Genomic DNA, 18,592 nt, shown 5'->3' on the forward strand with positions numbered 1-18,592 from the left:
GCCCTCCGCGTCGGCGGTGATATCGCCGGGTTCCGACACCTCGTCGCGGACCCGCAGCCCCTCCTCGGTGAGGAGATCCGTCAGGCACAGGTCGATCGTGCGCGCCGACGCGCTCGCGGCCGACGGCGTGCTCATGGACCTGATGCCGTACATCGCCTGCGCGCTCAGCCCGTCGATCGCGGCCCAGAGCGACAGTTCGTCGTTCACGACGGTGCCGCCCACGAACGTGCCCGCCTCGACGCCCCGGTCGATGAGGGACTGCAGGACCGCGTTGATGTCGTCGGCCCGGGCCCGGACGACCTCGGAGGTGCCCAGGTTCTCCATCATGGTCCGCGCCCACGCCGGTTCCTCGGTCGAGAACTCGACCACCGCGAGCGCGGCGCAGCGCAGCTCGAGATACGACGCGCGGACGGTCCCGGCCTCGTCACCCGCTCTAGCGGCGGCCGCCGCGGCCTCGACACGCTCGATCATCTCGACGAACCCGCGGGAGGCGACCTCCTCGACGAGCTGCTGCCGGTTGGCGAAGTGCCGGTACGCGGCGGTCGCGGACACGCCGATGTGCGGCGCGATCTCGCGGAGGACGATCGCCTTCTCTCCTGAGACCCGGGCCCGCGCGATGGCCTCCTGGATGATGGCGTTGCGGAGGTCGCCGTGGTGATAGGCCTTCTTCTTCACCGCGCCCTCTGCTGGCGCAACACTTGCCTCGACCATGTCGATGCTCCTTCGCGTGAGTAGAGGGCCCGATGCCGTCCGACGAACGGCGGACACTCTATTAGATCACTTGTTACCACTCATCCACCGCAAAGCGCCGAGACGAATCCGTAGTCTGGTGACATGTCGACGGTTTTCAGCAAGATCATCGCCGGTGAACTACCGGGTCGTTTCGTGTGGCAGGACCCCGATGTGGTGGCGTTCCTCACCATCGCGCCGGTCGCACCGGGCCACACCCTCGTCGTCCCGCGGGCGGAGGTCGATCGGTGGACGGATCTCGAGCCCGCACTCCTCACGCGCCTCAACGAGGTCGCGCAGGCCGTCGGCAAGGCGGTCCTCTCCGGCTTCGGGGCGAAGCGGGCCGGCTACCTCATCGCCGGCTTCGAGGTACCCCACACCCACATCCACGTTTTCCCCGCCAACGACATGTCGGGTTTCGACCTGTCGCTCGCGAATCCCGACACACCGGCCGAGGAGGCCGACGCGGCGGCCGCGACCCTCCGACAGTCATTGCGGGATCTCGGTTACGGGCAGTTCGTCCCCGGGGACTGACCCGTATTTCCGGACCGGGTCACCGACCCCGACTCAATGCCCCAGAGCTCGCGTGACGACCCGCATGTCCTGGTAGTCGGTCCACTCCGCGACAAGACCGTCACGAACGACGAAGAACGACCCGACCTCGAGGTGGATCCGCTTACCACCGATCGTGAGATGGGTGGTCCGGTTGATCGCCGCGGTGTTCCCTGAACCGAGGACGTGGTGGATATCGACACCGACGTCCCGGGAGACCTCGGCGTTGAACTCCATCACGTGTCTCAGGCCCTGGTGTCCGTGAACAGTCTGGATTCCCTCCATCGTCAGGACGAGATCAGGAGCGCAGCATGCCCTGGCGGCCTCGAAGTCGCCGGAGAACGCCGCCTCGACCAGCGCCTTCGCCACCTCCCCGGGGCACCCGTAGCGTGGCCGTCGCCCGCCCGTGCCGGCCCCCACCCCGTCATCCGATGACGGCATCGATCGTCTCCATACTCTTGTAGTCCGCCCATCGCGTGACCACCCCGTCCTCCACCTCCACGAAGGAACACCCACGGATCTCGATCCCCCCGCTGGGCAGCGTGAACCGCTCGATCCGACGAAGCGCGACCACACCCTCGGATTCCAGGACCTCCCCCTCCACCCCGATCGTGAGGAAGCCTCCAAGCCGCGCCAGATCGGACACGATGTCGTGGATTCCGTCGTGACCGACGTAGCGTCTGACCTGGCCCGTCGTGTAGACGATCGAAGGGGACGACAATGCGATGGTCCGCTCGGCGTCACCGGCGGCGAGGGCGGCCATCCATGCGATGGCGGTATCTGTGGCGGACTCAGTCATCTCGGCGGCGTCTTCCTGGCGGCGGAATTTGAGAACATTCTACTCACCGGCGTTAACACGCTGACGTTGTCCACTGATCTGCGAATTCTCGCCCGGGGCCGGCATTCCGCGGCCACAACCTTGGCGTGTCCTCTGCATCCGACCGGGCTGCCGGGACGGGCTCGAGAGCTGGAGACGAGACTTGAACTCGCAACCGCCCGATTACAAGTCGGGTGCGCTACCAATTGCGCCACTCCAGCACGGGTCACCGCGCCGTCGCGGGACCCGGCACACATCCTAACCCGGCCACCGTGGGGGCTCTTGACTACGGTGTGCATCGTGGAGACCCGCGACGCACCCGCACCGTTCACCCGCCCGCTGGCGTGGCTGAATCTGCGCAAATCCACCATGGATCTGGCGGTCGAGCCGCCCCTGTCCCCCATGGCGCCGGTCGACCTCGACGACGACGGCGCGGTCACCGACGTGCTCAACCTCGCGCTCGAGATCGGCGGGATCCTGCTCTCGTCCGGTGAGGGCGCCGCGGACACCGTCGCCCAGGCCGAGTCGGTGGCGGCCGCCTTCGGTCTGCCCGGGGCCACGGTCGAGGTCACCTTCACGTCGCTGACCATCGGCGTCAACCGCCGCCGCGGTAGGCCACCGATCTCGGTGATCCGCGTGGTCAACTACCGGACCGTCGACATGACGCGGGTGACCCGCGTGTCGCGGCTGATCGACCTCATCGTGCGCCGCCAGCTCACCGTCGACCAGGCCACGGCGGAGGTCGACAAGATCGTCGCCTCGCCGCACCCACACTCGTTCCGGGTCGCCGTGCTGGGATGGGCGATGCTCGGCTGCGCGGTCGTCATCCAGCTCGGGGGCAGCCCGCTGGCGGGGCTCATCTCGATGGTCTCGACGTTCGCCCTCATGTACGCCAACCGGTTCCTGGACGGCCACCGGCTCCCGTCCTTCTTCCAACAGGTCGTGGGCGGGTTCATCGCCGCGGGGTGGGCGTTGGCCGGGTATGCGGCCCTGAGCGACAACTTCATCGAGGTCCAACCGTCCCAGCTGGTGGCGGCGGGGATCATCGTGTTGCTCGCCGGCCTGACCCTCGTCGGCGCGATCGAGGACGCCATCACCGGGTTCCCCGTGACCTCCGCCGGGCGAGGGGTCGAGACGATGGTCATGACCGGAGGGGTCCTCGGCGGGATCACGATCGCGCTCGCGGCATTCGACCGCCTGGGTATGTCCCCTCCCCCGATCGATCCGGCCATCGCCGGCAACGCCGCTGTCCACGTGGCGGTGCTGGCCGCCGGTGTGGGCGCCGCCGGGTTCGCCGTGGCCAGCTACGCGACGGTGCGCGCGACCTGGCTCGCCGCAGCAGTCGGGGCGATGGGCATGCTCATCTACCAGGGCGTCATCGCCACCGGCCTGGGTGTGGTCGTGGGGTCGGCACTCGCCGCCTGCTTCATGGGTCTGTTCGGCGGAATTCTCGCCCGTATCGCGACCGTCCCGCCGCTGGTCGTCACCATCGCCGGCATCACCCCGTTCTTGCCGGGTCTGTCGGTGTACCGCGGCCTGTCCGCGCTGACGAGCGATCAGACGGGTATCGGCCTGGGGCTGATGTTCCAGGCGTTGGCGATAGCGGTGGCGTTGGCCGCCGGGATCGTGTTCGGTGAGTGGGTCACCCGCAATCTGCGTCGGTCGGCCGCCGCCGACCAGTGACGTAGAATCGGCCGCGGACGACGCCGCCACCCGGCGTCCCCCACCGACCCCAGGAGGACATCGATGGCATCCGCCGCCGCCAGCAAGGAACCCGAACTCGACGATCTGGAGCCGGTCGCCGACGAGACGGCCGATCAGGCCCGCCGGGTCGTGGCCTCGTACTCGGCCGACGCGGACGAGTGCCGGATGCTCCTCGACATGCTGGGGATCGGCCCGGAGCCGCAGGTGACGGCCGACGCGGAGTAGGCAGAACACGACGACTCGAGACGAGGGCACACGGATGACGAGCGGTACCGGGCAGACGTCGACCGGAGCGGGAGCCGACTTCGTCGTCGTCGCCAACCGCCTCCCCGTGGACCTCGTCATCGATCGGGACGGCACCGAGCACTGGAAGGCCAGCCCCGGCGGCCTCGTCACGGCGCTCGAGTCGATCCTCAAGGCCAACGACGGCGCCTGGGTCGGGTGGCCCGGTGTCCCGGACGTCTCCCCCGAGCCGTTCGACGCGGACGGCATCCGTCTCCACTCGGTCACACTGTCCGCGCGTGACGTCGAGCTCTACTACGAGGGCTTCTCGAACGCCACGCTGTGGCCGCTGTTCCACGACGTCGTGGTGCCGCCCGAGTACCACCGCGAGTGGTGGAACGCCTACCGCGAGGTCAACACGCGCTTCGCCGAGGCCACGGCCGAGGCCGCCGCCGAGGGCGCCACGGTCTGGGTGCAGGATTACCAGTTGCTACTGGTGCCCGCGCTGCTGCGTGAGCTCCGCCCCGACCTGACCATCGGGTTCTTCCTCCACATCCCGTTCCCGCCCGTCGAGCTGTTCATGCAGTTGCCGTGGCGAACCGAACTCGTCGAGGGCATGCTGGGCGCCGACCTGGTCGGTTTCCACCTGTCCGGCGGGGCGGACAACTTCCGGATCCTCGCCAGCCGGCTGCGCGGCCATCCCTCCGTGCGGCTGCGCTCCGCCCGGGGCCGTGCCTCCGAGATCCGGGTCGGAGACCGTATGGTGCGGGTCGGCGCCTTCCCGATCTCCATCGACTCCGCGTCCGTCGACGCCTCCGCGCGCAGCCGCGAGACCCGCGACCGTGCCTCCCGCCTGCGCGAGGAGTTGGGGTCTCCGCGCGTGCTGATGCTGGGCGTCGACCGGCTGGACTACACCAAGGGCATCAACGTGCGCCTGCGTGCGCTGGAGGAGCTGTTCGAGGAGGGCCGCCTGGAGCCCTCGGACGTGACCCTGCTCCAGTTGGCCACGCCGAGCCGCGAGCGCGTCGAGCAGTACCAGATCATGCGGTCACGGATCGAGGAGTCGGTCGGCCGCATCAACGGGTCGTTCGGCGAGATCGGGCACCCGGTGGTGACGTACATCCACCGGCCGGTGCCGAAGTCGGAACTGACGGCGTTCTACGCGGCCGCCGACGTCATGCTGGTGACGCCGGTGCGCGACGGCATGAATCTGGTGGCCAAGGAGTACGTGGCCTCGTGCACGGACGGCGACGGCGCGTTGGTCCTGAGCGAGTTCGCCGGGGCGGCCGCGGAGCTGCGCCAGGCGTACCTGTGCAATCCGCACGACCTCGACGGCGTCAAGGACGCCATCATGACCGCGGTGAACGACTCCGCCGAGGAGCGTCGCCGCCGCATGCGCACCCTGCGTCGCCAGGTGTTGGGCAATGACGTCCACGCGTGGGCCCGCCGCTTCTTCCAGACGCTCGACGCGACGTCCGGCGACTAGCCTCCCGCCGCGGCCGTCGTGCCGGCCGCGAGGCCTCTACAGTGCCTCGAGTTCGGCGAGCTTCCACGTCCCGTCCTGACGCTCCATGGCCACGCTCAGCCGCGACGCCGAGCTCGCGGCCTCGGGGTTCTCCTTGGTGGAGACCATGCGGTTGAGCATGACCAGCACGGTGACGTGATCGGCGTCCACGACCTCCTGCGGGGCCGCGGCGGCGACGGTCGCGTAGACGGTGGCCTCCTGCTGCTTGGCGGCCGAGGCGACGGTCGGCATGGATTGTTCGACGAACTCGGTCAGGGCCGGGTCAGCGAGCCGGTCGCGCACGGCGGCGAGGTCGGCGTCGACCGTCCGGTGGTCGTAGGTGAACATCTGGGTGGTGATCTCGCGCGCCGCGTCGGTGGCCGCGCGGGGCGCGTCCGCGATCCGCTGTTCGGTGGCCGTGGCCTCACGCGCCTCGACGTACTGCCAGCTCGCGAGACCGGCGACGACGACGAGGAGGACCGACACCACCGACAGGGCCGTGATCAGGGTGCGCCGGCGGGCCGGGTCGAGCGGGGTCCGGGCGGCGGCCGGTGCAGGGGCGGCCCCGGTGGCTCCCGAGTCCTCGGCCGACCCGGCGGACCCGGTGTACCCAGAAGTGTCGACGGCCTCGGAGGTCTCGGTCCGGGGCATGGCCGACATCCCCTCGAAGAGACCGCCGGCGCGGGCGGCTTCGAGTGCGCGTTCCCGCGCGGCGTCGGCCTTGCGCTGGGCGCGCGCGGCGCGTTCGGCTTCACGCTGGGCGCGGCGGGCGGCGCGCACGTCGGAGTTCGGGCTGCTCATGGGATGAAGTTCACCCCCGACACCTTCATCGTGCCGTCGTCGTGCCGGTTGACGGTCACGCGGACGCGGTACTGGCGGTCCTGGTCCTCGTCGGACTTCGGATTGCCGATGGTCTGGTCGATGGCCATGATCACCTCGGCCCGGTCGGGGTAGGAGTGCTCGACCGCCGCCGCCGTCACCACGCCGTCGGCGACGACCTTGGTGGTGGTCACCACGTCCTCATACGAGTCGCGGCGCGGGGCGAACTGCTCCGAGAAGTCGCCCTCGATGAGGCCCACGATCTCGTCGACGTCCTCCGACAGGGTCTCCTGCCGGATGGTCATCAGCTTGGTCATGACGTTGACGGCCGTGTCCTGGTACGCGGCATCGAGCTCGGCCTGCGAGGCCCGGTCCGCCCGGACGTCCGACGCCTGGTTGCGCTCGCCGAGCCACAAACCAGTGGCGACGAGCGCCAGGACCAGGCAGATCGCGGCGATCACCGCAGCCGTGATCAGCCCGGCCCTCCCACCGTCGGTGGAGGCCTGGTCTGGTTGTGGCACTACGCGACTCCATTCGTCATCATGGCGGCCAGGTCGGCGTCCTTGTCGAGCCGACTGTCGGCGCCCAGGTCCAGCTGACGGTACGCGGCGCCGTCCGCGCCAACGTACTCGCCCGTAGACGGGTCGTACACGGCCGCCGAGGTGGTCCCCTCCTGACCTGCGGTGGCGCCCGACGGCACCACGTTCCAGGCGTTCGGATTGTCCCCGGGCGGTCCCACCTCACTGGTGTTCGGCGGGTTGATGCCCTGGGGGACGAAGTCGTCCGCCCGGCACTCCTCAGGGGAGGCGCCGGTGCGGCCCGGGAACTCCATGCATGGCAGGTTGCGCGCACCACGGACGGTCATGGTGGAGTCCTTGGCGATCTTGCAGTAGATCCCGTTGATCTGCGCCGGCACCGTGAGATCCGCCGGGCTGCGCCGGTCCTCGGCGGGCAGGAACCCCGTGGTGCACGGAGGGGGCTCGTTGATCTGCAGGTTGAAGTCAACCTTGATCTGCCCGGTGTCCCTGGCCCCGTCGATGGCGGTGAGCAGCGCCGACACCAGCGCCGGGTAGATCACCAGCAGCTGCTCGATCGAGCGGTTGTAGACCACGCCCACCTCGCCGACGCTCACCAGGTTCGCCACCAGCACGGGCAGAGTGGGCTGGAGGTCGTTGAGCAGTTTGGTGGCCCGGCCCAGTGCGTCGGGTCCCCGCTGGATGATCGAGGTCAGCTGGGGCTCGTTCCCCCGCAGCTGGTCCGTGATGTCCGCGACGTTGCGGGTCCACGCTCGGATCGAATCCGCGGACTCCAGCTGCGAGTCGAGTACCGGCTCGGCGTCGGCGATGAGCCTGCGCGTCACGTCCTCGTTCGTCCTGGCCTCCTCCAGCAGGAGCTGGGCGGAATCCAGGAACTGTTGCAGGTCGCGCGCCGACCCGTTGAACGCGTCGAACGACTCCGAGATCACCCGGCGCATCTTGGCGTCATCGATCGACGCCATGAGCACCGTCGCCTGGTCGAGCACCGGGCCGATGCCCTGCGGCATGTCCACCCTGTCCTCGCCGAGCACCGTGCCGTCGGCGAGCCGGCCCTCGGGGGCCCCCTCGGGGACGAACTCGACGAACTGCTCCCCCACCGCCGAGACGCTGCGGATCTCGGCGCGGACGTTCTCGGGCACATCGGCCCGCGAGTCGAAGTGGAGCTTCGCCATCACCATGCCCGGCTTGAGCGTCACCGAGTCCACCCGGCCGATCGTGTTGCCCAGGTAGGCGACGTTGGCGTTCTCGTACAGCCCGCCGGTGTCCGGCATCTCCAGCGCCACTTCGGTGCGCTTCCAGCCGAGCGCCCGCGGCAGCTGCAGGTAGACCACGGCCATCACGGTGAGCGCCACGACCGTCACCACGGCGAAGACCGTCAGCTGGATCTTGACCAGTCGCGTCATCGGGGGGCCTCCTCGGTCGGTGCCGGGGACTGGTCCGGCGCGGGCGCGGGTGCCTCGCCGGCCGGCGGCTCGGCGGGTTCGGCCGGTGCGACGTCCAGCGCGAACGGGTCCGGCTCCATCGACGAGCCGGGCGCCAGTCCCACGTAGCCCTCCAGGCCCGCCATGCGGTTACCGAACTCGGTACCCAGCAGCAGCGTCTCGCTCAGACGCGGCATCGACATGTCGGCGTGGATGTACAGGTTGGCGTAGTCGCCCCGCAGGAAGTTGTCGATGCCCGACTGCGGGAACGGGAACGTGATGAGCGTGCTCAGCACCTGGGTGAGGTCACGCCCGGAGTTGGCCAGTGCCTCGAGGACCGGGACGAGGTCCTCCAGATTCGCGACGAGGTTCTGCCCGCCGCCGGCATCGATGATCTGGTTGGCCTTGTGGCCGAAATCGCCCAGCGACACCAGGGCCGTGGTGAGCTCCTGTTTCTGGTCGTTGATGAGCTCGAGCGCGGCGGGCATCTGCGAGAGCGCCTTGGCCAGAGTGTCGTTCTGCTCGTCGATCTGCCGGGCCAGGCGGTCCAGGCCCTCCATGGCCGCGATGATGTCGGCCCGCTGGTCGTCGAGACCGCTGACGGTGGTCTCCAGCTGACCGATGACCTCCTTGGCCTCCACCTGCCGTCCGTCGAGGGCGGTGTTGAGCTCCTCGGAGATGGTCGAGAACTGGGCCAGGCCGCCGTCGGTGAGCACCACCGACAGGGCCGAGAGGGTCTGCTCCGTGGTCGGGTAGACGCCCGCCCGCTCGATCGGGATCACGTCACCGTCCGCGAGCGTGCCCTCCGCCCCTCCGTCCGGCGGTGGGAACAGCTCGAGATGCTGCGAGCCGAGGAGGCTGGTCTGCCCGATCTTGGCGTGGGCGTTGGCCGGCAGCCGCACGTCCCCGTTCAGGGTCACCGTGACGATCGCCGTGTAGTCCTCGACCTCCATGTGGCTGATCGAGCCCACGTTGACGTCGTTGACGCGCACCGGCGAGTTACGCGTGATCGTGGTGACGTCGGGCATCTCGATGGTGACCTGGTAGGCCCCGTCTCCGTGGCCCTGCGCCCCGGGCAGGGGCAGTGAGTTGAGCCCGTTCCAGGTACAGCCGGTCCCGGCCAGCAGGACGGCCGCGCCGAGCGCGCCGCCGACCAGCAGCCGGGAACGCCGCGGCCCGTTCCGCTGCGCGCGGTCGCGGGAAGTCGCCTCGGCCATCACGCACCTCCCGTCGGAAGCAGGGTGTCGGTGAGGTTGTCACCCTTGTTGACCACGTTGACCAGCGGATCCGGCTGCGCCGAGGGCGGCTGTACGCCGGGCGGGGTCTGGGTGCCCGGACGCTGCGCCTGGATGATCTGATCCGGCTCCGCGGTCGGGGTGATGGGCGGGGTCACCTGACCGTACGGGTAGTTGGAGGTCAGCGAGTTAAACAGTGGCGCCATGTACTGCGCGCACAGTGCGGCGTCGGACTCCGACGTGTTGTTGTCAAGGCCGGCGATCGCGCCGCAGAGGAAGTTGGCCGGGTTGGCCATCTGGTTCATGGCCAGGATCCCGTGCAGCGTCCCCTGGTACGGCCGGTAGATGTTGTAGAAGTTCGACATCGCGGTGGGCGCCACGTGCAGCATGCCCTCCACATCGGCGCGGCGGTCGCGGACCACCTTGGTGGCCTGGCCCAGCTTGTCCACGCCCACCGACAGGCGGTCGCCGTTGTTCTCGAGGAACCGGTTGATGTCCATGATCGCCAGGTCGAGGTCGCGCAGCGCGGCGTCGATCTGCTCGGTCTGGCCGCTCAGCACCTCCGAGACGCTGGCGAGCTTCCCACCGAAGGAGACGATCTGCTCCTCGCTCTGCGAGAGCGCGGTGACGAACAACTGCAGGTTCTTCAGGGTGGTGAAAAGGTTCTCCCGCCCGTCGGACATGAGCGACATGGTCCGCGAGACCTCGGACAGCGCGTCGCGGATCTCGGCACCGTTGCCCTCGAACATGGAGTCCGCCGAGTCCACGAAGTCGCCGAGCGGGCCGGTCTTCTCGCCCTTCTCCGGGCTCAGCGCCGTGGAGAGCTTCATGAGCTGCTCCTTGACGCCGTCCCACTCGACCGGAACGGCCGTCCGCTCGATGGGGATGACCCCGTCGTCCGGCATCTCGGCCCCGCCGGTGTACGCAGGCGTGAGCTGGATGAACCGTTCGGCGACGAGGGACTGCGCCACGAGCAGCGCATTGGCGTCCTCCGGGACGGCCACGTTCTCGTCCACCTTCATGGTCACCCGCGACATGCCGTCCTCGGTGGTGATGTCGGAGATCGTGCCGACGCGCACCCCGAGCACCCGGACCGTGTCGTCCTTGTAGACCCCCTGCGTGGTGGGGAAGAACGCGGTGATGGTCTTGGTGCGCGAGGAGAACCACCACACCCCGCCGGCGACCAGGGCCACCACGGCGATCAGCGCGATCACCTTGGGGACAGTCGGAGAAAGGAGTCGTCTCATCCCGGAATATTCCCTTCGCCCCACCCGGGGAACTCGTCCAGCAGGGTCGCCTCCGGGACACCGGGCATCGTGGGCTCGCGGACCAGCCCGGGCTCGGGCTGGACACGGTCGTCGATGAGCGGCATGAGGTCACGCACGAGCGTCTGCTGGTAGTGCCCAAGCGAGAGGTTGACCACGTACGCGTTGAACCACGGGCCGGAGGCGACCGCCTCGCCGAGCGCCGTGGAGTACGGCACGATCCGACGCAGGCCCAGGTCGATGTCCTCCCGGTTGCGGATGAGCAGGTCGGAGACCCGCTCGAGCTTGTCGAGCGCGGGTCCGAGCTGCGCCTCGTTGTCCTGGACGACGCCGGACAGCTGCTGGGCGAGCGTGTCGATGTTGGTCACCAGCTCGTTCAACGCCCGCTTGCGCAGGTCGAGCGCGGTGAACAGGGTGTTGCCGTCCACCATCAGCTGGTTGATCTGCTCGTTGCGGCGGCCCAGCACGTCCGTGGTCCCGGCCGCCTTGTCCAGCAGGTCCAACACCGCCTCGTCGCGCTTGTTGAGCGACTGCGACAGCCGGGTGATGCCTTCGATCGCGCCGGCGACCTCCGGTGAGGACTGCTCCATGGTCTCGGACAGCACGTCGAGAGCCTCCTGGACGGAGTCGGTGTCCATGGCCTCGACCGTGTCGCTGAGGTCCCCCAACGCAGAGGTCAGCGAGTACGGCACCGAGGTCCTGTCGAGCGGGATGGTGCGGTCGGCGAGCTCGCCGCGCCCGTCGGAGAACACGGCCAGGGCCCGGCGGCCGAGGATCGAGTCGGTCTTGATCTGGGCCGAGGTGTCGGTCCCCAGGTCGACCTTGGTGCTGATGTCGAAATGCACACGCACCTTGTCGCCGTCGAGCTGGATCTTGCGGACGCTGCCGACCTTCATCCCGGCCACCTGGACCTCGTCGCCGGTGTTGAGCCCGGCGGCGTCGGCCACGTAGGCGGTGGCCCCGTGCATGCCGTTGATGTACGGGATGCGGTCGTAGTTCAGCGAGACGGCCATGAGAACCACCACGCCCGCCACGCCCCACACGCCGATGGCCTTGGGATCGCGGTCGCGGAAGCGCAGCTGCCCCCGGGGTGGCTTGTTGTCCTTGTTCTTACTCATCGGGGAACGCACACCGTCCCGTCTTCTGCTCATACTGCGGCATGAACGAGCTCTTGCCCGTGACCGGGTTGGTGAACTCGACGATCACGCCACAGAGGTAGAACTGGAAAAAGCTGCCGTAGACGCCGAGGCGGCTCATCTTCTCGAAGTCGGACGGCAGCCGGTTGATGACGCCCTCGACGAACTCCTCGTCGTCGTTGATCAGCGTGGCCACGCGGTCGACCTGGGCGATGTCCTGCTTGAGGGAGGGCCGCACGTCCGACAGGAGGGTGGTCATATTGGCGCTCGAGTCGTTGAGCCTGGACACTGACTCGGCGAGCGGCTCCGAGTTGGTGGCCAGCCCGGAGACGAGCTGCTGCAGATCGTCGACGATGGAGTCCACGTTCTCCTGGTTCTCGGACACGGTCGTGAGCACGGACGTGAGGTTGGTGATCACGTCCCCGATGAGCTGGTCGCGGTCGGCGAGGGTCTGGGTGAGCGACGACGTCGCGGCCAGCAGGTCCTGGACGGTCCCGGCCTCCCCCTGGAACACCTTGACGATCGACTCCGAGAGCTGGTTGACCTGGGCCGGGTCGAGTGCCTTGAACAGCGGGCGGAAGCCGCCGAGCAGGGCGTCCAGGTCGAGTGCGGGGGCGGTCTGGTCCAGCGGGATGGTCCCGCCGGGCTCGAGCGGGGTCTGCAGGCCCTCGCCGCGCTTGAGCTCGAGGTAGCGGTCGCCGGTGAGGTTCTCGTACCGCACCACGGCCTCGGTGCTCTGGTGGACCACCTGGTTGCCGGCCACAGTGAACGACACGTTCGCGGTGTTGGCCTCCTCGAGGTCGATCCCGCGGACCTGCCCCACCTCGATACCGGCGATGCGAACCTTGTCCCCGGACTCCAGGCCCGAGACGTCGGCGAAGTGGGCGTTGTAGCGCTCGAAATCGCCCGAGCGGTATTCGCTGAACACCACGATCAGGCCCACCAGGACCAGGATCATGACCGTGGCGAAAATCCCGAGCTTGACGGTGGTCGCTTTCAGCTCGCGCGCGGCGGCGCGGGCGGCGCTCACGGGTTACCTCCGTCCATGCCGAGCATGAGCTGCAGCAGCGTCGGCGGCGCGGGGACGCCCGGCTGCGGCTCCGGCAGCGGGCCCATCAGCGGCTTGTCTCGGGAGGTGAACACGTTGGGCTGGCCCTCCATGACGTTGGTACCGGTGTCGGTGACCACGAACGGGGCGTGCGTCGCCGAGTCCGGGAACGGCAGCCCGTAGCAGTTGGGCCCGGTACTGGCGTTCACCTTGGGCAGGTCCTTGGGGTACTCGTACGCCTTGACGCCCTGCTGGAACCCGGCCCGGAACGCGAGTCCGGACTGGTTGGTCGCGCCGAACGCCTGCCCAGCGCCGGCGACCCCCTGGTTGAGCCCCACGATGAGGCAGGTGAGCATGGGCGAGTACTCGGCCAGCAGGCTGGTGGACGCACGCAGGTCGGCCAGCGTCTTTACCAGCTCGTCGCCGTTCTCCGCCAGCAGTCGCTTGCCTGTCTCACCGGTGCCGATCGCGGAGGCCAGAAGTGCCTCGAAGCGGGCCTGGTTGGCCAGGATGTTTGTGCTCACGTCGGTGCCCGAGTCGAGGACCCGCACGACGTCCGGCGTGACGTCCGCGTACAGGTGGGCCACGCGCGAGCCCTTGGACAGGTCCCGCTGCAGGGTCTCGATCTGCGGGTTGATCTCGTCCAGGTACTCGTTGAGTTCGGTGATGGTCTGGCCGATCTGGTCACCTCGCCCGTCGAGGCCGCCCGAGATCGCACCGAGGGTGGCGTTGAGCTTCTCGGGCTCGATCGCCGTGAGGGTGTCGGTCAGCTCCTCGAACATGGTGTTGACCTCGGTGGTGACGCTGGTGGTCTGCACCACGGTGCCCTTCTCGAGGTGGGTCGGGGCGGGGTCGGCCGGGGGCTCGAAGTCGACGGACTTGGCGCCGAAGATCGTGTTGGACCCGATGGTGACCGGGGAGTTGGAGGGGATAGCCTCGAGCGCGGCCGGGTCCACCTCGATCTCGAGGGTCGCCCCGTCGAACTCCTGCGTGATCCGGGTGACGTTGCCGATCTCCACGCCGCGGGAGCGGACCTTGGCGTCGGCCTCCATGACCAGTCCCGCGCGGTCGCTGCGCACCGTCAGCGGCACGCGGCTGTCGAATGCCCGGACGAACAACAGCAGTGACAGCGCAACCACCACGACGATGACGAGCGCCAGTCCCGCACCGGCGATCCGCCGGGGCGTCGTGTCGCTCCGACTCACCGTCCTCGCCATATCGTCTCTCCTATCCCGACAGATTGAAGTTGCCGTCCCCGCCGTAGATGGCGAGCGAGACGAGGAGGGTCACGGTGACGACGGCGATGAGCGACGTGCGGACGGCGTTACCGACCGCCGAGCCGACGCCCGCGGGGCCGCCCGCGGCGTTGTACCCGTAGTAGGTGTGGATGAGCATGATCGTGATGGCCATCGCGATGGCCTGGACGAAGGACCACAGGATGTCCGTCGGGATGAGGAACGTCGCGAAATAATGGTCGTAGACGCCGCCGGACTGCCCGTAGATGTTGACGGTGGCGAACCGGCTGGCGATGAACGAGGCGATCACCGCGAGCGAGTAGAGCGGCACCACGGCGATCATCCCGGCGACGATGCGGGTGGAGACCAGGTAGGTGATCGAGTCGATCGCCATGACCTCCAGCGCGTCGATCTCCTCCGACACGCGCATGGCGCCGAGCTGGGCCGTGGCCCCGGCGCCGATGGTGGCCGCCAGGCCGATCCCCGCGATCACCGGCGCCGCGATGCGGACGTTGATGAAGGCGGCGAAGAAGCCGGTGAGGGCCTCGACGCCGACGTCGGTGAGCGAGGAGAAGCCCTGGACGGCGATCACGCCGCCGGTGGCCAGGGTGAGGAAGGCGACGATGACGACGGTGCCGCCGATCATGGCCAGTGCCCCTGTCCCCATGGCGATCTCGGCGATGAGCCGGAGCGTCTCCTTGGGGTACTGGGTCAGCGCGCGCGGCGTCGCCACCAGCGCGCGCCAGAAGAACAGCGCGTGGTCGCCGAAATCGTCGAAGCTCTTGACCGCGGAGTTCCGGGCCCGTGACAGGCGCGGGAACCGGGCGGTCTCGATCACCGCCATGTCACGCCCCCAGGACCTTGACGCCGACAGCGGTGATGACGGTGTTGACCACGAACAGGCACATGAAGGCGAAGACGACGGTCTCGTTGACCGCGCTGCCGACCTCCTTCGGCCCGCCGCGGACGTAAAGCCCCTTGTAGCAGGCGACGAGCCCCGCCAGCAGCCCGAACACGCCGGCCTTGATCTGGGCGAGGATCAGCTCGCCGAGCCCGGTCAGCAGGGTGATGCCGTTGACGAACGCGCCCGGGTTGACCCCCTGCAGCAGCACGGAGAACAGGAATCCACCGAGGATGCCGATCGTGCACACCAGTCCGTTGAGCAACAGCGCGACGAACGTCGAGGCCGCCACTCGCGGCACGACGAGCCGCTTGACCGGGTCGATCCCCAGCACCTCCATCGCGTCGATCTCCTCGCGGATGGTGCGCGCGCCGAGGTCGGCACAGATGGCGGTCGCGCCCGCGCCCGCGACGATGAGAACGGTGACCATCGGCCCGACCTGGGTGACGGCACCCAGCGCGGCGCCGGCTCCCGACAGGTCGGCCGCGCCGATCTCACGCAGCAGGATGTTGAGGGTGAAGCTCACCAGGACCGTGAACGGGATGGCCACGAGCACGGTGGCCATGGTCGACACGCGAGCGATGAACCAGGACTGCTCGATGAACTCGCGGCCCTGACGGACGATCGAGGGGAAGGAGACGAACGTGTCGAGGGTCATGGCGAAGAACTCGCCGACGCCTTTGAGCGGAGCATCGAGGACTCTCGCCATTGGTGCCCCCCTCCCGTCTGTCTTCCCTGCGGACCACGCGACACCGGGTCACGAGAGCCGATCCGCTGAACAAGTGACCATTTCTGTGTGATCGCGGTTACACGATATCTAGAACGCGTTCTATCTGGCAAGGGCTTCCCCCCACCCCCGTCCGGAGGCCCCGCCTGCGGTGTCCGGGGAATCTAACACGGCAGGTGGGGCGCTCGAGTCGTCCCCGGTGCGGTCAACTCGCGACCACACCGGGGACGTCACACAGGACGGGGCCCGGGTCAGAGCCTCATGATCTCCGCGGCGGAGAAGGACTTCCCCTCCGGGCGGTCTGACCAGTGCCCGGAGACCGCATCGGCGAACCCGCGGCGATCCCACACACCGCCGGCGGCGTCGAACCGCTTCTCGACCACGGGCGCCTCGACGAGGGCCACCATGCCGCCATATACCACGAACAGCTGGCCGTTGACCTGTGCCGCCGCCGGCGACGCCAGGTACGACACGAGGTCGGCGACACGATCCGGGGAGAGCGGGTCCGGCCCCTCGGACTCGTCCCACGCCTCGAATACACCCTCGGTCATGCCGGTGCGGCCGCGCGGAGCGATCGCGTTGGCCGTGCACCCGATGCGTTCGAGCACCCGGGCCGCGGACAGGGTCAGGGCCGTGATACCCGCCTTGGCCGCACCGTAGTTCGCCTGCCCGGGAGGGCCGAAGAGCCCGGCCTCGGACGAGGTGTTGACCAGTCGCCCGAAGACGGGCCCCTCCGCCTTCTTGCTCTCGGCCCGCCAGTGGGCGGCTGCGTTACGGGTCAGTAGGAAGTGCCCGCGCAGGTGCACCCTTATCACCGCGTCGAAATCCTCGTCCGACATGTTGAACAGCATCTTGTCGCGGGTGATGCCCGCGTTGTTCACCACGACGTGCAGCCCGCCCATCCCGAGCGCGGCCGCCACCATCGCGTCCGCGGTCTCCCGCTCGGAGACGTCGCCCACGACGAGCTCCGCCCTGGCGCCGGCGGCCTCGATGTCCGCGATCACCGAGTCCGTGGCCTCGGAGGACCGGACGTCGTTGATGACGACCGCCGCCGCGCCGGAACGGGCCAGCTCGACCGCCTCCGCGGCACCGAGACCGGAGCCCGACCCGGTCACGACGGCGACCCGCCCGTCCAGCGACAGATCGGCATCCAGGGACTGCTGCGTCATAGTGATGTCACTCCTTGATCTCGAGTGCCGCCATCGGGCACTTCTCCACTGCCTTGCGGGCCCGCTTCTCGAGCTCGGCGGGCACCTCGTCCACGACCACGCGGACGATCTCGTCGTCGTCGCCCAGCTCGAACACCTTGGGCGCCAGGCCGACACACACGGCCTGTCCTTCACAGCGGTCGGGATCGACTTCGATCCTCATGCCGTCCTCCTCGGTCGCACCCACGGCCACCATGGCCGCGAGATGGTTGGATACTATGTGAGTCACGCCACTAGAACGTGTTCCACTCACCGATGAGCTTAGGGCATATGGACATCACCTACACCACCGACCAGGAGCGTCTGCGCGGAGAGCTGCGCGAGTACTTCGCCGCGCTCATGACGCCTGAGCGGCGCGAGGCCTTCACCTCCACCACCGGCGAGTACGGACACGGCGACGCGTACCGCGAGATCGTGGCGGAGATGGGCCGCGACGGCTGGCTCACGCTCGGGTGGCCCGAGGAGTTCGGTGGGAAAAACCGGCCGATGATCGACCAGCTCATCTTCACCGACGAGGCCGCGATCGCCGGCGTGCCGGTCCCGTTCCTGACCATCAACTCCGTCGCGCCGACCATCATGGCGTTCGGCTCGGACGGGCAGAAGAACTACTTCCTGCCCCGGATCAGCCGCGGCGAACTGCACTTCGGTATCGGCTACTCCGAGCCCGACTCCGGAACCGACCTGGCCTCCCTCCGCACGCGCGCGGTGCGCGAGCCCGGCACCGGCGGGTTCGAGGGGCAGGATGTCTACCGGATCAACGGCCAGAAGATGTGGACGTCCCTGGTGGCCTACGCCGACTGGATCTGGCTGGCCGCGCGCACGGATCCGGACGCTCCGCGCCACAAGGGCATCTCGATGATCGTCGTACCCACCGATGCCGAGGGTTTCTCCTGGACCCCCGTGCACACGATGGCCGGCCCGGACACCAGCGCCACCTACTACCAGGACGTGGTCGTCCCCGCGAGCAACCTCGTGGGCCCCGAGCACGGCGGCTGGCCGCTCATGACCAACCAGCTCAACCACGAGCGCGTCGCCCTCACCTCCGCCGGGCCGCTTCAGGCCTCGCTGCGGCGGGTGGTGGCCTGGGCACGCACGACGCCCGGCGCGGACGTGGGTCTGCCGGGCGACGGTCCGGTGATCGAGATCGAATGGGTCCGCGCCCACCTGGCCCGCGTCCACGCGATGGCCGAGTACCTGGCGCTGCGCAACTGGGAGATCGTCTCCGCCGACACCGCCGCGCCCACGCGCATCGCCGCGTCGGCGACCAAGGTGTACGGGACGGAGACGGCCTGCGAGGCCTACCGCCTGCTCATGGAGGTGCTCGGATCGAGCGGTTATCAGCGCGCCCACTCCCCCACCGCCGCCCTGCACGGGCGCATCGAGCGGCTCCACCGCTCGGCGCTCATCCTCACCTTCGGCGGCGGCACCAACGAGGTCCAGCGCGACATCATCGCCACCGCCGGCCTGGGTCTGCCACCGGCGCCCCGGGTCTCCCCCGCTGCCACCGGCGCCGGACCCCGGAAGGAGCTCTGA

20 protein-coding genes and 1 tRNA gene are annotated in these 18,592 nt (G+C 68.9%); 5 read left to right on the top strand and 16 right to left on the bottom strand.

Annotated elements, in window-relative coordinates; translation table 11 throughout:
* A partial coding sequence (locus DCI01S_RS11920) for a TetR/AcrR family transcriptional regulator (RefSeq protein ID WP_061916885.1) occupies positions 1-711 on the bottom strand: 711 nt, incomplete at its 3' end.
* 123 nt (positions 712-834) lie between these two features.
* Here DCI01S_RS11920 and DCI01S_RS11925 point away from each other — a divergent pair.
* Positions 835-1,263 carry an HIT family protein gene (locus DCI01S_RS11925; RefSeq protein WP_061229426.1) on the top strand — a complete coding sequence of 143 codons (429 nt, stop codon included), beginning with the start codon at positions 835-837 and terminating at the stop codon, positions 1,261-1,263.
* 33 nt (positions 1,264-1,296) lie between these two features.
* On the opposite strand, the gene DCI01S_RS11930 is transcribed toward DCI01S_RS11925, so the two are convergent.
* The 3 genes from DCI01S_RS11930 to DCI01S_RS11940 form a co-directional block, all read right to left on the bottom strand.
* A complete protein-coding gene (locus tag DCI01S_RS11930) occupies positions 1,297-1,722 on the bottom strand; it encodes a nuclear transport factor 2 family protein (protein ID WP_232303149.1) in 426 nt (141 codons plus the stop codon).
* Positions 1,706-2,080: a nuclear transport factor 2 family protein gene (locus DCI01S_RS11935; protein ID WP_061229428.1), complete on the bottom strand. Its 375-nt coding sequence runs from the start codon at positions 2,078-2,080 to the stop codon at positions 1,706-1,708. The genes DCI01S_RS11930 and DCI01S_RS11935 overlap by 17 nt, the downstream gene beginning before the upstream one ends.
* 166 nt (positions 2,081-2,246) lie before the next feature.
* Positions 2,247-2,319, bottom strand: a tRNA-Thr gene (locus DCI01S_RS11940).
* A 79-nt stretch (positions 2,320-2,398) separates the two neighbouring features.
* On the opposite strand from DCI01S_RS11940, the gene DCI01S_RS11945 reads away from it, so the two are divergent.
* The 3 genes from DCI01S_RS11945 to DCI01S_RS11955 all read left to right on the top strand — a co-directional run bounded on the left by DCI01S_RS11945 (position 2,399) and on the right by DCI01S_RS11955 (position 5,510).
* Positions 2,399-3,781 carry a threonine/serine exporter family protein gene (locus tag DCI01S_RS11945; protein ID WP_063935051.1) on the top strand — a complete coding sequence of 461 codons (1,383 nt, stop codon included), beginning with the start codon at positions 2,399-2,401 and terminating at the stop codon, positions 3,779-3,781.
* A 63-nt stretch (positions 3,782-3,844) separates the two neighbouring features.
* Positions 3,845-4,027: a hypothetical protein gene (locus DCI01S_RS11950; protein WP_007633643.1), complete on the top strand. Its 183-nt coding sequence runs from the start codon at positions 3,845-3,847 to the stop codon at positions 4,025-4,027.
* A gap of 34 nt (positions 4,028-4,061) precedes the next feature.
* Positions 4,062-5,510 carry an alpha,alpha-trehalose-phosphate synthase (UDP-forming) gene (locus DCI01S_RS11955; protein ID WP_061229429.1) on the top strand — a complete coding sequence of 483 codons (1,449 nt, stop codon included), beginning with the start codon at positions 4,062-4,064 and terminating at the stop codon, positions 5,508-5,510.
* 36 nt (positions 5,511-5,546) lie between these two features.
* Here DCI01S_RS11955 and DCI01S_RS11960 read toward each other — a convergent pair whose 3' ends face one another.
* The 12 genes from DCI01S_RS11960 to DCI01S_RS12015 form a co-directional block, all read right to left on the bottom strand.
* Positions 5,547-6,329 carry a hypothetical protein gene (locus tag DCI01S_RS11960; RefSeq protein ID WP_061229430.1) on the bottom strand — a complete coding sequence of 261 codons (783 nt, stop codon included), beginning with the start codon at positions 6,327-6,329 and terminating at the stop codon, positions 5,547-5,549.
* Positions 6,326-6,868, bottom strand: a complete 543-nt coding sequence (locus tag DCI01S_RS11965; RefSeq protein ID WP_061229431.1) for an Rv1363c family protein — start codon at positions 6,866-6,868, stop codon at positions 6,326-6,328. Before DCI01S_RS11965 ends, DCI01S_RS11960 begins: the two co-directional genes overlap by 4 nt.
* Complete coding sequence (locus DCI01S_RS11970; protein WP_061229432.1) at positions 6,868-8,286, bottom strand: MCE family protein; 1,419 nt, start codon at positions 8,284-8,286, stop codon at positions 6,868-6,870. The genes DCI01S_RS11965 and DCI01S_RS11970 overlap by 1 nt, the downstream gene beginning before the upstream one ends.
* A complete protein-coding gene (locus tag DCI01S_RS11975) occupies positions 8,283-9,521 on the bottom strand; it encodes an MCE family protein (RefSeq protein ID WP_061229433.1) in 1,239 nt (412 codons plus the stop codon). Before DCI01S_RS11975 ends, DCI01S_RS11970 begins: the two co-directional genes overlap by 4 nt.
* A complete protein-coding gene (locus DCI01S_RS11980; RefSeq protein WP_244881719.1) occupies positions 9,521-10,753 on the bottom strand; it encodes an MCE family protein in 1,233 nt (410 codons plus the stop codon). The genes DCI01S_RS11975 and DCI01S_RS11980 overlap by 1 nt, the downstream gene beginning before the upstream one ends.
* Positions 10,754-10,782: 29 nt before the next feature.
* On the bottom strand, positions 10,783-11,922 hold the full coding sequence (locus tag DCI01S_RS11985) for an MCE family protein (RefSeq protein ID WP_061229435.1): 1,140 nt from the start codon (positions 11,920-11,922) through the stop codon (positions 10,783-10,785).
* Entirely contained in the window at positions 11,915-12,970 is a 1,056-nt protein-coding gene (locus DCI01S_RS11990) for an MCE family protein (RefSeq protein ID WP_082767781.1), read from the bottom strand. The genes DCI01S_RS11985 and DCI01S_RS11990 overlap by 8 nt, the downstream gene beginning before the upstream one ends.
* Positions 12,967-14,205: an MCE family protein gene (locus DCI01S_RS11995; protein WP_061229436.1), complete on the bottom strand. Its 1,239-nt coding sequence runs from the start codon at positions 14,203-14,205 to the stop codon at positions 12,967-12,969. The genes DCI01S_RS11990 and DCI01S_RS11995 overlap by 4 nt, the downstream gene beginning before the upstream one ends.
* 10 nt (positions 14,206-14,215) lie before the next feature.
* Positions 14,216-15,067, bottom strand: a complete 852-nt coding sequence (locus tag DCI01S_RS12000; protein ID WP_061229437.1) for an MlaE family ABC transporter permease — start codon at positions 15,065-15,067, stop codon at positions 14,216-14,218.
* Position 15,068: 1 nt separating this feature from the next.
* A complete protein-coding gene (locus tag DCI01S_RS12005; RefSeq protein ID WP_061229438.1) occupies positions 15,069-15,833 on the bottom strand; it encodes an MlaE family ABC transporter permease in 765 nt (254 codons plus the stop codon).
* A 269-nt stretch (positions 15,834-16,102) separates the two neighbouring features.
* Positions 16,103-17,020, bottom strand: coding sequence for a 3-oxoacyl-ACP reductase (locus DCI01S_RS12010; protein ID WP_061229439.1), 918 nt, complete (start codon positions 17,018-17,020; stop codon positions 16,103-16,105).
* 7 nt (positions 17,021-17,027) lie between these two features.
* Complete coding sequence (locus tag DCI01S_RS12015; protein WP_061229450.1) at positions 17,028-17,222, bottom strand: ferredoxin; 195 nt, start codon at positions 17,220-17,222, stop codon at positions 17,028-17,030.
* 107 nt (positions 17,223-17,329) lie between these two features.
* On the opposite strand from DCI01S_RS12015, the gene DCI01S_RS12020 reads away from it, so the two are divergent.
* Positions 17,330-18,592 (top strand): acyl-CoA dehydrogenase family protein, encoded by a 1,263-nt coding sequence (locus DCI01S_RS12020; RefSeq protein WP_061229440.1) that lies wholly within the window; start codon positions 17,330-17,332, stop codon positions 18,590-18,592.

The organism is Dietzia cinnamea NBRC 102147, from assembly GCF_001571065.1.
Taxonomy (GTDB): Bacteria; Actinomycetota; Actinomycetes; order Mycobacteriales; family Mycobacteriaceae; genus Dietzia; species Dietzia cinnamea.

Excerpts from the sequence above, each read along its gene's own strand:
- DCI01S_RS11925 (WP_061229426.1), top strand. The coding sequence starts at position 835 with ATGTCGACGGTTTTCAGCAAGATCATCGCCGGTGAACTACCGGGTCGT.
- DCI01S_RS11930 (WP_232303149.1), bottom strand. The coding sequence starts at position 1,722 with ATGCCGTCATCGGATGACGGGGTGGGGGCCGGCACGGGCGGGCGACGG.
- DCI01S_RS11935 (WP_061229428.1), bottom strand. The coding sequence starts at position 2,080 with ATGACTGAGTCCGCCACAGATACCGCCATCGCATGGATGGCCGCCCTC.
- DCI01S_RS11950 (WP_007633643.1), top strand. The coding sequence starts at position 3,845 with ATGGCATCCGCCGCCGCCAGCAAGGAACCCGAACTCGACGATCTGGAG.
- DCI01S_RS11955 (WP_061229429.1), top strand. The coding sequence starts at position 4,062 with ATGACGAGCGGTACCGGGCAGACGTCGACCGGAGCGGGAGCCGACTTC.
- DCI01S_RS11960 (WP_061229430.1), bottom strand. The coding sequence starts at position 6,329 with ATGAGCAGCCCGAACTCCGACGTGCGCGCCGCCCGCCGCGCCCAGCGT.
- DCI01S_RS11970 (WP_061229432.1), bottom strand. The coding sequence starts at position 8,286 with ATGACGCGACTGGTCAAGATCCAGCTGACGGTCTTCGCCGTGGTGACG.
- DCI01S_RS11975 (WP_061229433.1), bottom strand. The coding sequence starts at position 9,521 with ATGGCCGAGGCGACTTCCCGCGACCGCGCGCAGCGGAACGGGCCGCGG.
- DCI01S_RS11985 (WP_061229435.1), bottom strand. The coding sequence starts at position 11,922 with ATGAGTAAGAACAAGGACAACAAGCCACCCCGGGGGCAGCTGCGCTTC.
- DCI01S_RS11995 (WP_061229436.1), bottom strand. The coding sequence starts at position 14,205 with ATGGCGAGGACGGTGAGTCGGAGCGACACGACGCCCCGGCGGATCGCC.
- DCI01S_RS12000 (WP_061229437.1), bottom strand. The coding sequence starts at position 15,067 with ATGGCGGTGATCGAGACCGCCCGGTTCCCGCGCCTGTCACGGGCCCGG.
- DCI01S_RS12005 (WP_061229438.1), bottom strand. The coding sequence starts at position 15,833 with ATGGCGAGAGTCCTCGATGCTCCGCTCAAAGGCGTCGGCGAGTTCTTC.
- DCI01S_RS12010 (WP_061229439.1), bottom strand. The coding sequence starts at position 17,020 with ATGACGCAGCAGTCCCTGGATGCCGATCTGTCGCTGGACGGGCGGGTC.
- DCI01S_RS12015 (WP_061229450.1), bottom strand. The coding sequence starts at position 17,222 with ATGAGGATCGAAGTCGATCCCGACCGCTGTGAAGGACAGGCCGTGTGT.
- DCI01S_RS12020 (WP_061229440.1), top strand. The coding sequence starts at position 17,330 with ATGGACATCACCTACACCACCGACCAGGAGCGTCTGCGCGGAGAGCTG.